The following is a 12,604-nucleotide window of genomic DNA, read 5'->3' as shown; positions in this document are numbered from 1 at the left end:
TTTTGGAGCGCAGAAAGTGGCGTAAGCACGCGCTGCGTTCAGTCTCTTCGCCGGATGCCGTAGGCCCGCGTTCCTTCGGCCTGTCCCGTCGTTGGCCCTTGGGGCCAGCCTGCGCGGGCCGCCTGTTGCTCCGGAGTGCAGAGAAATGTATCCATTTTATCAACCCAACTGCCGCGGCTTAGCTCCGGCACTTACATCTTTCCTTTTCCATGCAAGACCGAGCCCCTGTCACCGTCGCAATTCACTAACTGACAAGTAAGAATACCATTTTTATGGCCTCACAACTACGGGGCAACGACCTTCGCCAACTTGGATTTCCGGAGGGTCGTGCCATTGGCTTGGCGCTGGCTCAGCTGCAGCGCAGGCACCTTAAAAAACTCTCACAAACCGACCAGCTCACGCTGCTCAAAGAACTGCTGAGCAACCCCGCCAGCTTCCTCACGCACCTCGACTGGAGCCACACTGCCGCCGCGCTGCTGCCCGCGCCCAGCCGGCACATTGCCCTGGCCGCCCGCAAGGACTACGCCGTGTTTGGCCCCGAATACATCGAGCAAGGCGCCATCCATCAGATGGAAACGGCCATGAAACTGCCCGTCACGATGGCCGGCGCCCTCATGCCCGATGCGCACCAGGGCTACGGCCTGCCCATCGGGGGCGTGCTGGCCACCGACAATGCCGTGATTCCCTACGCCGTGGGCGTGGACATCGGCTGCCGGATGGCGCTGTCGGTGTTTGCGCTGCCGCCCAAGCATCTGGAGCAGCGGGTGCAGGAGCTGCGCAAGCTGCTGCTCGAGCACACCCGCTTCGGCAACAAGCAAGGCTTTGTGCGCGGCCAGAAGCTAGACCACGCCGTGCTGGAACGCGACGAATTCCGCGACATCGGGTTTCTGCGCAACAAGCAGGCCACGGCTGCCGAGCAGATTGGCACTTCCGGCGGCGGCAACCACTTCGTGGAGTGGGGCGTCGTCGACATCACCGACCCAACCAACGAGCTGGGCGTGCCGGTAGGCCAGTATCTGGGCCTGCTTTCGCACTCCGGCTCGCGGGGGCTGGGTGCCAGCGTGGCCAACCACTACACCAGGCTCGCCAAAGACGTGTGCCAGTTGCCCGCCGAAGCGCAGCACCTGGCCTGGCTTTCACTGGAAAGTGAAGCGGGGCAGGAGTATTGGGCCGCCATGAACCTGGCCGGTGACTATGCCTCAGCCTGCCACCACCAGATTCATCTGCGGCTGGCCAAAGCCCTCGGGGAGCGGCCGCTGGCGAAAGTGGAAAACCACCACAACTTCGCCTGGAAAGAAACCCTGGCCGACGGCCGCGAGGCTATTGTGCACCGCAAGGGCGCTACGCCGGCCGGCCAGGGCGTGCTGGGCGTTATTCCCGGCTCGATGACGGCCCCCGGCTTTATTGTGCGGGGCCGGGGCGAAGCAGCTTCGTTGTCGTCGGCTTCGCACGGGGCGGGCCGCGCCATGTCCCGGACCCGCGCCAAGCAGGAGCTGGGCGAAGCCGACGTGCGCCGCTACCTGCAGCAGCACGGCATCGAGTTGATTGGCGGTGGCGTAGATGAAGCGCCGCAGGCGTACAAGGACATCCGGGCCGTAATGGCCAGCCAGACCGGGCTGGTGGATGTGCTCGGCTCCTTCACGCCCCGCATCGTGCGCATGGAAGGCGGCGCCTGATCTTTCCTGCCGAAAAACAAAAAAGGCCCGAACGTGAGTTCGGGCCTTTTTTGCGGAAGACTCTAGCGGCGCCGGTGGCGCAGCTCGCTTAAAATACGGGAGTGGCTGCTTGGCGAAGAAGCCATTTTTTGCCTTTGGCCGGGGCCGTGCGGGAATTGCCGGCTATGCCTGAAGAAGCAGTGAGCAGGCCGCCGGCCAGCAGCAGAATGGCTACCGCAGTAGCCGATAGTGAGGAAGTGTGGGCATGAGGTTCCATACGAATGTGGGTTCGTGGTAAGAGAAAAACTCAATGGAACCTGAAGCAGGTGTGAGCCGCAGGTGTAAGCGTGAAAGCGGAGCGGTGCTGGCACGAGCCCGGCCGTGCCTGTGTTGCGGCAGCGCACTGCCGGGCTCGTGCTGTACTTACGCAAGATTATTGGCTATTGGATGCAGTGCTCGTCCCGCTTGAGGGCTGGATGGGTGGATATTGGCTGAAAATCAAGGGGATATTTTACGCACAACGCCCGCCTCCGAACTGGCGGAGGCGGGCAGAGGGCAACACGGTGGCAGAACGGTAGCTAGCGGCGCTTGCGCTGGTCGCGAAGCTTTTTCAGGCCGAAGCCTACGCCGGCAGCCAGCAGCAGCGAAGCGCCGCCATCAATGGGCACAGCGGTGGGTTGTTGCGGATCGGGCTGGGGGCCGCCGGAGCCGGGGCCCTGCGCAACAGCCAGCGTGAACCCGCCGGCCAGCAAAAAAACGCCGGTAGCGGCAACGGTTAGTCGGAGGGCGGAAGCAATGGAATTCATAGACACAAAGTGCTGAGAGCGTGTTTGGAAATTTGCGAAAACGCCGTTTCTGTCATGCTGAGCTTGTCGAAGCATCTCTACCGCTTGGTTGAAAAGCCTCATACGAAGCGGTAGAGATGCTTCGGCAAGCTCAGCATGACGTTCTTTTATAATTCCCAAACACGCTCTGAAATAAGCTGAAAACAGGAGAAAGGTTACCCGCCGCCGGTTCCCGGATGCCCGTAAGGCACCCGGGCCGACAGGCGTGGCCGTTATTCAAGTACGAGACGCTTGCTGATGCTGCCTTCGCTCGTTTGCAGGCGCAAAGTATACACACCCTGCGAAACACCAGTCAGAGACACATTCCGGACTGCGGCGCTGCCGGCGGGCAGCGTAGTCCGCAGCACCGTCTGGCCCAGCGAGTTCAGCAGCTGCACTTCCGTAGCCTGGCGGGTAAGTGCCGCTGGCAGGCTGATGGAAACCGCACCGCGCGCAGGGTTGGGGAACACCGATACCTGCTGGCTCAGGGCCGCCGAAGCATTGCCCAGAATCCGTTGCTGCGTCAGCAGGAGCGAGAAGCGCCCGGTGGCGGTGCCGGCCGCGAGCTGGAAGGTATACTCCGGCTGAGTGGCCAAGTCTACTATGGTGTTGGTTTGCGCGTCGCGCAGGTAGGCAAACGTGCCGGCCGGCAGATTCTGCAGCTCCACGGCCCGCAGCGTGTGGCTGCCCGCCTGCGTGGCCGCTACGTGCAGTGCAATGGTGCGGTCGGCGGCAGAAAGGACTGGCAGCGCGTTGATGGAAAGATGCGTGGCGGCATTCAGCTCAGAAGCCAGCACCGGCGTGCTGCCGGCCTGCAGCTTGTAGGCATCCATTGCTGGATCGAAGCCGGCCGTAGCGTTCTGGTCGAAGTACACCACGGTTTCGTCGGCCGCACCGGCACCCGCCCGCAGGTCGAGGCGCACGAGGGGCGCGTTGAGGGCCGTGCCGCGCTGGAATACGGGGCTGGCATACGAAGTCAGGCGGGCGGCGTTAGCGAAAGCCACCTGGCCGTTGCCACTGCCCGGCGTGCTTACCCGGGTAAAGAAGCCCTGCCCCGAGCCGATTACGGCAGTGCCGCCGTTGGTGCCGGCGCCATTCGCCACGTAGCTGGAATACGTTCCGGCATACGGGCCGGTGGAGCGGTACACGTACACGGCGGCGTCTACGTTGGTACGGCCCACCAAATCCCAGTTAATGGGCGAAGGGTAGGGGTTGCCGAGCAGTTGCCAGCCCGATTCGGTCTGGGTGCCGCGCGACAGGCCGCTGGCCGTGATGGGCCCGTTGTTGAGCTCACCCACAAAATTCACGGTCTGCGAAGCCGGAATGTTTACGGTGTAGCCGCAGCCAACCGTCAGGGCGTCGGTGGTAGAGCCGGGCGAGAAGAAGCCTTTGTCGAAGTCCTGCGGAGCGGGGTTGCCGCTGGTGTTTACGCGGGCTTGGTCGTAGCCGAATACGGTGGGGAACGGCGTAACGGTGCCGGGCACCGGGGCCGTGTTGTAGGCCGGGTTGACGACCGGCGAATAGCCGCTGGTAGCCAGGTCAGCTACGGTGGAGCCAGCTACCGGCGCCGAGTAGTGGCGGTAGCCGCTGCCCCCGTTGAGGCCACCATCAATGTAGCGCTGTACAGCCGTGTTGCCGGTTACTACGCCGCCGTTGTTTACCACGTGGGCGGTGCCGGCGGCGTTGGAAAGCAGCGTCAGGTTGCCATTGGAAGCGAGGTTGCCGTTGAGCAGCAGCACGCGCTGCACCTGCACCGGGCTGGTCGCCGTCAGGCCGGCCGGGCCAGCCGTCAGGTTGTTGATGAAGGTAGTGCCGGTGCCGCCAATGGTTTGAGCTGCCGCGCCGGTGAAGGCCAGCGTGCCGGTGCCGCTACCCAGCGTGGTGCCGCCGTTGTTGGTGAAGTTGCCGCTCACGGTGAGCGTGCCACCGTTGGCCGTGGTCAGGGTAGCGCCCGAAGCCAGCGTCACGTTGTTGGCCTGCTGGCCGTTGCTCACCACCGGGTCGTTGGCTACGTCCGGAATGGTCACGTTGTCGGTGGCCGTAGGTACCTGGGCAGGGCTCCAGTTGCCGGCCGTGCCCCAGTCGGTGCTTACGGCGCCGGTCCAGGTCAGGCCCGCCGGAATAACCGGACCGGGCGTGAGGAAGGCCGCCAGACCGGTCAGGTTCGAGCCCGAGCCGATGCGGCCTACCAGGCTGGCGCTGCCCGCCGTCAGGTCTACGGTATAGAGGTTGTCAGTGGTGGTGCCCGCAGCTGCAGCCGACAGGAAGGCGGCGTTGCCGGGTGTAGCCACGTTGGTCAGGTCACTGTAGATGTCGAAGTCGGAGCCCAACGCCGTGTTCAGGGTCACGCTCAGGCTGCCCTGGTCTACGTAGGTGCCGGCATTGGCATTGGTGGAGCGCAACAGCACGCTACGGGTCTGGTCGATGCCGTAGAGCATGGTGCCGGTGTTGGCGTTGTTGTCGTTGTTGGTGTAGGCCGCGCCGGTCAGCACGGGCGCACCGCTGGGGTTGCTCAGGTTTGTGTCAATGGTCACGGCGCCCGTCACGGGGCTCACGCGCAGGTTGGCCTGGTTCGTGCCCGACGTCACGCGGATAAGGTCCACCGTGGGGTTGAAGTCGAAGCCGATATTGGCTGTCGTGGCGCCCAGGGCCATGGCGGTCAGGCTGCCCGTGGCAGTCAGCGCGCCGGTGGTCAGGTTCACTGTGTAGAGCTGGCCTTGCTGGGTTGCGGCGTTATAGCCCAGGGCGTACAGCTCGCCCGTGGCCGGGCGGAAATCAGCACCGGCCAGCACCTGCGAGCCGTCGGCCGGCAGTCCGGTGATGTTGACTGCCGTGCGGATAACCGAGGGGTTGCCTGAGTCGAACGATACCAGATTGCCGCCGGCCACGCCGTAGAGCAGGCGGCCGCTCAGGGCAGCCGACGCATCGGCGCCGCTCAGCAGCGCCGACACGTCGCGCACCGGAACGCCCAGCCCAATAGCACCAGTCAGCGTCGGATTGCCCGAGCCCAGGTCCATCGAATACAGGTTGCTGGTGGCCTGGCCGCCGGGGTTGGCGGTTAGGAAAGCCCGGTTTACGGAGGTGCTGCGGTCAAAGTAAATATCCAGGTCAACCAAGGCATTGCTGCTGCTCAGCGTGAGGCCCGTATTGTTGCCTACCGTGTTGAGCGTGCCCGAATTAGGCGGATTCTGGATGGCCAGAATGCTCAGCGCCTCATCAATGTCATACAGGGTAGTGCTGGTGCTGCCGGGGTAGCTGTTGGTGTAGCCCACCGCCCCGATGCGGGGCGTGGCCGCAGCATTCGGGTCGGTGGCGGCATACGTGAGCAGCCCGTCGGTGGCCGCCAGGGCCCCGTTGTTGGGGTTGAGGCGGTAGTCGGCCCGGTTGGTGCTTACCACCCGGATGCGGTCCACCGTGGGGTTGAAATCGAAGCCAATGTTGTCGGTGGGGCCGCCCAGCTCCAGCCGGATGGCGGCAGCTATGGCCGTGGCTACCCCCGTGGCGGGCTCGATGACGTACAGCTGGGAGTTGGCACCGGCCGTGGTGGCATCATAGCCCAGGCCGATGAGCTGCCCGGTGTTGGGCCGGAAGTCGGTGCCAACCAGCGTTTGCCCGGCCGCAATGCCCGAAATGGCCACCGAGGTGTTGATGAAGCCCGGCGTACCTGAGTAGAAGCTGATCAGGCTATTGCCGGTCGTTACGCCATAAAGCAGCTGCCCGCTGGGTGCCGGAGCCGTACGGTTGATGCGCACCGCAATATCGGTGATGCCCACGCCCGTACCGTTGATGACCCCGGCAAGTGTGGTGGTGCCGTTGGCAAGGTTGAGGCGGTAGAGTAAGGAAACAAAGTTGCCGCCTCCATCTATTTGGTTTACATTTAGATACGCCTGCTGGTCGTTAACACCGGTCTGGAATATATCCAGGTCGGTGCTGGCGCCGGGCGCGTTGATGGGCGTGGCATTGCCGCCCGCCTGCGGATTGAGGGTCGCAACGGTCGCCAGGGAGCCGCCGTTGGGGTTGTCGGAGCGTAGCAGCAGGCTGCGCTGCTCGTCGATGTAGTAGAGCGTAGTGGTAGCCGTCCCGATAAACGAGTTGGTGTAGCCGGCCGCACCCACGGCAGGATTTTGCCCGGCGTTGGCATCAGTAGCCACAAAAGCCAGGTCGGTATCGGTGGCTGCCAGCGCGCCGTTGTTGGGGTTGAGGCGGTAGTTGCGCTCATTGGTGCCGGTCACCCGAATGCGGTCCACGGTGGGGTTGAAGTCGAAGGCAATGCGCTCCGAGCTGCCACCCAGCTCCAGCCGAATAGCGGCCGCCCCCACGGGAGTGGCTACGGCCGTAGTCTGATTGATGACATAAAGGCGGGTATTGGCGCCGGCAGTGCTGGCATCGTAGCCCATGGCAAACAGCTCGCCGGTAGCCGGCCGGAAATCCAGGCCTACCAGCGTCTGCCCGGCCGTAACACCGGTAATGGCTACCCGGGTCTGCGAGTTGAAAGGACTGGCCAGGTTCACCGAAGTCAGGTCGGAGCCGGAAAGCCCGAATACCACCTGTGCATTGGCCTGGGTAGTAGCTACGCCGAGCAGCAGCGTGCTGCCTACCGCCAAGCCCAGCAGGCGGCGGTTGAAAGGCGGGAACGGGGAACGTACGGGTTTTTTCATTGCGTGGAATGAAATGGAGAAAATAGGTAGAAGGAGTCGGAAATTGTATTATGTCGTTTCGCGACAGGCACTCATTTTATATCCCTACGCATTGTTCCTGTTCCACGGATTGGGCAAATGCATTAAAAATATATTAAAAATTATATTTGTGTATAATTCTGACAACCGGGTAACCTGCTCCGTTTCGCTGCGTTGAGGGCAGATTTCGTGAATTTTGGGACCGGAGCCGCTATGCAAGACCCTTGCTATATAGAGCAGGTGGGCTGCGGGAATAGCACCCAAGAGCCCGCTAAGGTGTTTTGTACAATTTGCCCAGGTTGCTACGCCAGAGGAGGGCCGCGCCGGGGGTAGCCTGAGGCAAACTAGAAGCAGGGTAGACGACCTGCTTTATGATGTTACTGTTGAGGTAATGTGTTGTTTTTCAACATGGTACATAAACTATTGGGCTTCCGGGACCGTAGAAGGCTGCATGCCAGTCCGGCAGCACTCACCTACCAACCCAACCAACCATGAAATCGACTAAACGAATGTTCGCTCTTGGCCTCTCAGCCTTTGTTTTTAGCGCCGCCGCTCTTTCGGCCTGCACTTCTACCAGCACCGATACTCCCTCTACCTCAGACGGCACTACCAGCGGCACCACCAGCGGCTATAGCACCTCCGGCAGCACCACCTCCGGCACTACCAGCGGTAGCACTACTATGAGCACTTCGGGTAGCACCACCGGCACTACCTCCGGCACCACTGACGGAACCACTACTGGTACCACCACCTCCGGCACTACCACTACGGGCACCACTACCACTGGCACCACCAGCGGCAGCACCACCCGCTGATAGACCGCCCATTATTTACGCTATTGGCCTTATAGAAGGGCCCCGGCCAGTTGGCTGGGGCCTTTTCTGTGTAAGCCGAGAAACCTGCGTCGGCTAGGACGGCAGCGCAAGGAGGCTTCGGGCAGAACTTTATTGGCAATCTTGGCAAACCGCTACAGTATGCAGACCGGCTCCGTAACTTCGCCGCAAGAATCTGCTGCTGCTATGAGTCATTCTGCTTCTGTGCCACGTTGGCTGCTTTTCCTTGCGTTGCTGGGCGTGGCCGGCTGCCACGAAAAAAAACCTCCAGCGCCTGCTGCCGAGCCGGCCACGTACACCGTTGGCGTGCTGGCCGGCACGAACAGCAGCGGAGGCCTGGCCGATGGGCCTGCTGCTTCCGCCGCTTTCAACAACCCGGTTGGGTTGGCCGCCGATGCGCAGGGTACTATCTACGTAGCCGATTTTCTTAACCACCGCATTCGGAAAGTAACAGCGGCCGGCAACGTGACAACCCTGGCCGGGAGCGGGGCAGTAGGACGGCAAAACGGTGGCTACGTCGATGGCCCCGGCAGCACAGCGCGGTTCAATAACCCAACCGGAATAGCCGTAGATGTGCTGGGCACTGCATACGTGACCGACGGAGCGAACTACTGCATCCGCAAGATCAGTCCGGCGGGCGTTGTCTCTACGCTGGCCGGGAGCGGCGTGCGGGGCTTTGCGGACGGTGATGCCGCAACCGCACAGTTCGACCTGCCCAACGGCATTGCAGTAGACCGGCAAGGTGTTGTGTACGTGGCCGATGGAGCCAACTACCGCATTCGGAAAATCAGCCCGGCCGGCCAGGTGAGCACGCTGGCCGGCTCAGGCGTGGCCGGCTACGCAGATGGGACTGGGGCGGCCGCTCAGTTTCAGTACGTAGCCGGACTGGCGCTGGATGGGCAGGGAAATCTATTCGTCGCTGACCTGCAGAACCACCGGATTCGCAAAGTCAGCCCGGCCGGAGTAGTAACTACTGTGGCGGGCAGCGGCACCAGCGGCTACGCCGACGGAGCCGCCGCGGCCGCCCAGTTCAAGGCCCCGGCCTGGGTGGCAGTGGACGCAGACGGTACGCTTTTCGTAACCGACGGCGAGAACCACCGCATCCGCAAAATCAGTACCGATGGCCAGGTCAGCACTATTGCCGGCACCGGTGACATGGGCTTCGCAAATGGGCCTGGCCTGAGTGCTCAGTTCATTCTGCCGTATGGCCTCACCATCGATGCGCAGAGCACGCTCTACCTGACCCAGCAGGTAGGCTCCTACATCCGCAAAATAGCGCGCGACTAAGTCCTCCAGCCACAAGCCAACTCGTCTGAGCGTGCTATTATGAAGACAAACCGTATTCCTTTCCGGGCGCTGGCTGCTTTGCTGCTGGCCAGTGGGGCCCGCCCGGCCAGCGCCCAGACGCCCGTCAATCCTACCCAGCCCTGGGGCAGCTGGCTTATCGGCACTGTGCAGCTGCCCGGCAACGAGGAGCACCGCTGGGGCGGTTTCGCGGAGGCGCAGGCTCGTACCAATGCCGTTTTCCGGCAGTATTTCTACAACGAGCTGAAGACAGGGGTAAGCTTCGACATCGACCGCAATTTTACGGTGCTGCTGGGTGGCGGCCGCTACGCTACCACCGACTACCGCGACCGGGCTGCCGGCCCGCTGAACGTGGAGCGGCGCCTGTGGCAGCAGGTAGTTCTTACGCAGTATTCGAGCCGTCTGAAGCTGGAGCACCGCTACCGCGTGGAGCAGCGCTGGTTTCGGTTTCGCAACGACAGCACCGATTTCCGGCAGCGGCTGCGCTACCGCATCAACGCGTTTTATCCTCTGAACCGAAAAACCATTGGCCCGGGTACGCTATTTCTCTCGGCCTACGACGAAATTTTCCTCAATCCCAAGGGGCCGGTGTTTGAGCGGAACCGGCTGTACCTGGGCGGTGGCTACCAGGTAAACACCCACCTGACGCTGCAAGTGGGGCTGGTACATCAGGCCAACTACAACCTGCCCACTTTCCGGCAGGGCCAGTTCATCCCGCAGATTACCTCCGCCAAACGCAACGTAGTAATAGCGGTGGCCTACCGGCTGGCGCGCAAAAGTGCTACTGCATCCGAGCAGCTGCCTTCCCAGCAGGACTAACCGGCCACAAGCAGGCGGGGGGCAGCTGGCTTATGCGGCTAGGCTACCACTTCTACCGTGTCGCCTAGCCGGAACACGCCGCCCTGCACAATGCGGGCGGTGAGGCCGCCGTGGCCGCGCATGGCATTGTAGCCGCCTGGGCCCAGCTCTTCCTCCATGCGGGAGCAGGGGTGGCACTCGCCCGTAATTTCCAGAATTACCTGCTCGCCAATGCGTATCTGCCGGTCTTTGAGCGCCAGCAGGTTCAGGCCGCTGATAGCCACGTTGCGGCGCAGGCGCCCCGGATCCAGGGGCGTAGGCAAGCCCAGGAAGCCCGCTACAGCCGTCAGGTGTTCGTGCTGCATGAGGGTAATCTGACGCTTGCCGCCCGGTTTCGGCCGGGCATGGTCGCCGGCCAGGTGGCGGTCCGTTTCGGCGGTTGCTTCCGGTACCGCCAGCAGCGGCTCCCGGCGCGCCGGGCGCAGGCCAATCCACTCTACCCGGCCGGTCTGCGGCAATGTGCCAAGCAGCCGGGCAATAGTAGATTTGTCGTCGCCGAAGAAAGGAAAAGGCATAGAAGAGGGGGAGAGGGGGCATCTGAAATGCTACTACTGCCCGGGCCGGCAGATAGTTGCGGGCTACCAAGTTGCCTTCCAAAATCAGTCGGCCCGCAGTGGCGCATCGTTGTGGTCCCGTGGAGGCTGTTTCGCCGGATCAGATTCTTGGTAGTTCCGGCCGCCGGCTATGCGAATAGAAATGGGCAACGTGCTAACCTCAGGCCGCCTTTTGGCGTATGGGATGCAGGGTGCCGGCCTACCTGTCCCGGCCACTTTCCACCGACTTTTTTTGCTCCCACTCACTATGGCTAAAGCTCCTGCCAAGAAACCCGCTGCTACCTCCGGTGCCGCTGCTACTCCCGCTAAATCTGCTACCCGGACCTCTACCGCATCTGCTGCGGCTGGCTCTGCTGCACCCAGTGTTCAGCCTGTCCTCAACCAGCAGTTCAATGCGCCTACGCCACTGCAGAAGTACGGCACCGTTTCGCAGCGCCTGCCCATCGGGCTCGATGAGAAAACCCGTCAGCAGAGCGTGAACAACCTCAACCAACTGCTGGCCGATACCATTACCCTGCGCGACCTATACAAAAAACACCACTGGCAGGTTGTAGGGCCTACTTTCTATCAGCTGCATCTGCTCTACGACAAGCACTATGAAGAGCAAAGCGCACTGGTTGACACCATTGCCGAGCGGATTCAGATTCTGGGTGGCGTGGCTGTGGCCATGGCGCACGATGTAGCCGAACTGACCAGCATCCCGCGTCCGCCCCGCGACCGGGAAGAGGCCCCGATTCAGGTTGGCCGTCTGCTGGAAGCCCACCAGATTATTCTGAAGAACGCCCATAAGTTCGCTAAAGAAGCCGACGAGTCCGGCGACGACGGCACCAACGACCTGGCCGTGAGCGACGTGATGCGCCTTAATGAGCTGCAGGTGTGGTTTGTGTCGGAACACGTGGTAGACACGCCACTGGCCCGTACAGAGTAGTATGGCTGCATAGACTAGTCCCCTATAAAAAAGGGCCGTGCTGTACAGCACGGCCCTTTTTTGTGTAGCTAAGTCAGCTTAATGGGGTGTATGGCGGGCTGCCTGCTTGCTTACATGGTTTTCCTCGGCCTCCTCTACGCTGTGCGTGCGGCCCAGGTCGTGGTCCAGCGCGGCTTTTTCCGCCAGAATATCAAAGTAGCGGTGTAGTACATGGATTTCTGCCTCTGAGAAATCCTGCGCATTGATGAGGCGGTTGCTGGCGCCCTTATGCGCGGCAATCAGTTCGTTGAGCTTGAGGTGCAGTACCAGAGGATCCTTGTTTTGCGCGCGCTGAATCAGAAAAACCATCAGAAACGTGACGATAGTGGTGCCGGTATTGATAACAAGCTGCCAGGTTTCGGAATAGTGAAACATCGGGCCCGTTACGGCCCAGGCCAGCACCGTCCCAAGCGCAGTGCAAAACGCCAGCGTAGAGCCCGACCAAGCCGTGACCCGCTCAGCAAAGCGGGCAAACAGGTTAGAGCGGGCAGAATCAGTGGGCAGAAACGGCGTCATAAGGCAGCAGGAAGGGGTGAAGGCAGTACAGCCAACTCTTTTGCCTGAAATATATTGGGCGTATTCTGAACGGCAGATGAGGAGATTGGTAGCTGAGTCTGAGCGCACAACAGCGAACAGCCTCGGAAGAAGCCGCAAAATGCCGCAAAAAATACCTGGTGGGGCTTGCACCGCCCAAACCTAGTGCCTACTTTTGCCCTCACTTTACCACCTCAGTAAGGCCGAAAGGTTCGCCTTTCGTTAGTGAAACAGGAGTGCTTGCCGTCTCTGCGCACGTGGTGAAACTGGTAGACACGCCATCTTGAGGGGGTGGTGCCTTCGGGTGTGGGAGTTCGAATCTCCCCGCGCGCACTCTCAACAAAAGACCCGCTTCAGTCTGACTGGAGCGGGTCTTTTTTATTTTAACAGCCTGTTGC

Annotated in this window: 10 protein-coding genes and 1 tRNA gene; 6 read left to right on the top strand and 5 right to left on the bottom strand. The window is 61.8% G+C overall.

Translation table 11 applies throughout. The features are described from left to right. Window positions 1-272 precede the first annotated feature (272 nt). Window positions 273-1,676 (top strand): RtcB family protein, encoded by a 1,404-nt coding sequence (locus BUE15_RS09770; protein WP_073283888.1) that lies wholly within the window; start codon window positions 273-275, stop codon window positions 1,674-1,676. An 88-nt stretch (window positions 1,677-1,764) separates the two neighbouring features. Here BUE15_RS09770 and BUE15_RS21925 read toward each other — a convergent pair whose 3' ends face one another. The 3 genes from BUE15_RS21925 to BUE15_RS09760 all read right to left on the bottom strand — a co-directional run bounded on the left by BUE15_RS21925 (window position 1,765) and on the right by BUE15_RS09760 (window position 7,137). Continuing rightward, window positions 1,765-1,932 carry a hypothetical protein gene (locus BUE15_RS21925; RefSeq protein ID WP_170865228.1) on the bottom strand — a complete coding sequence of 56 codons (168 nt, stop codon included), beginning with the start codon at window positions 1,930-1,932 and terminating at the stop codon, window positions 1,765-1,767. 301 nt (window positions 1,933-2,233) lie between these two features. After that, window positions 2,234-2,461 carry a PID-CTERM protein-sorting domain-containing protein gene (locus tag BUE15_RS09765; protein WP_073283885.1) on the bottom strand — a complete coding sequence of 76 codons (228 nt, stop codon included), beginning with the start codon at window positions 2,459-2,461 and terminating at the stop codon, window positions 2,234-2,236. A gap of 251 nt (window positions 2,462-2,712) precedes the next feature. Then, on the bottom strand, window positions 2,713-7,137 hold the full coding sequence (locus BUE15_RS09760) for a DUF4394 domain-containing protein (RefSeq protein WP_073283882.1): 4,425 nt from the start codon (window positions 7,135-7,137) through the stop codon (window positions 2,713-2,715). A gap of 509 nt (window positions 7,138-7,646) precedes the next feature. Here BUE15_RS09760 and BUE15_RS09755 point away from each other — a divergent pair. From BUE15_RS09755 to BUE15_RS09745, 3 genes are all read left to right on the top strand, one after another. Then, a complete protein-coding gene (locus tag BUE15_RS09755) occupies window positions 7,647-7,970 on the top strand; it encodes a hypothetical protein (RefSeq protein ID WP_211617626.1) in 324 nt (107 codons plus the stop codon). A 204-nt stretch (window positions 7,971-8,174) separates the two neighbouring features. Beyond that, on the top strand, window positions 8,175-9,275 hold the full coding sequence (locus BUE15_RS09750) for an NHL repeat-containing protein (RefSeq protein WP_084548967.1): 1,101 nt from the start codon (window positions 8,175-8,177) through the stop codon (window positions 9,273-9,275). Window positions 9,276-9,314: 39 nt separating this feature from the next. Next, on the top strand, window positions 9,315-10,112 hold the full coding sequence (locus tag BUE15_RS09745) for a DUF2490 domain-containing protein (protein ID WP_073283879.1): 798 nt from the start codon (window positions 9,315-9,317) through the stop codon (window positions 10,110-10,112). Window positions 10,113-10,150: 38 nt separating this feature from the next. Here BUE15_RS09745 and BUE15_RS09740 read toward each other — a convergent pair whose 3' ends face one another. Beyond that, a complete protein-coding gene (locus tag BUE15_RS09740; protein ID WP_073283876.1) occupies window positions 10,151-10,666 on the bottom strand; it encodes an MOSC domain-containing protein in 516 nt (171 codons plus the stop codon). Between the two features lie 286 nt (window positions 10,667-10,952). Here BUE15_RS09740 and BUE15_RS09735 point away from each other — a divergent pair, with 286 nt between their 5' ends. Then, complete coding sequence (locus BUE15_RS09735; RefSeq protein WP_084548951.1) at window positions 10,953-11,633, top strand: Dps family protein; 681 nt, start codon at window positions 10,953-10,955, stop codon at window positions 11,631-11,633. A 78-nt stretch (window positions 11,634-11,711) separates the two neighbouring features. Here BUE15_RS09735 and BUE15_RS09730 read toward each other — a convergent pair whose 3' ends face one another. Continuing rightward, complete coding sequence (locus tag BUE15_RS09730) at window positions 11,712-12,188, bottom strand: low affinity iron permease family protein (protein ID WP_073283874.1); 477 nt, start codon at window positions 12,186-12,188, stop codon at window positions 11,712-11,714. A 269-nt stretch (window positions 12,189-12,457) separates the two neighbouring features. On the opposite strand from BUE15_RS09730, the gene BUE15_RS09725 reads away from it, so the two are divergent. After that, window positions 12,458-12,539: transfer RNA gene (locus BUE15_RS09725), tRNA-Leu, on the top strand. Window positions 12,540-12,604 lie beyond the last annotated feature (65 nt).

The sequence above is a fragment of the Hymenobacter psychrotolerans DSM 18569 genome, assembly GCF_900142395.1.
GTDB lineage: Bacteria > Bacteroidota > Bacteroidia > Cytophagales > Hymenobacteraceae > Hymenobacter > Hymenobacter psychrotolerans.
This window is presented reverse-complemented; position numbering and strand designations above follow the sequence as displayed.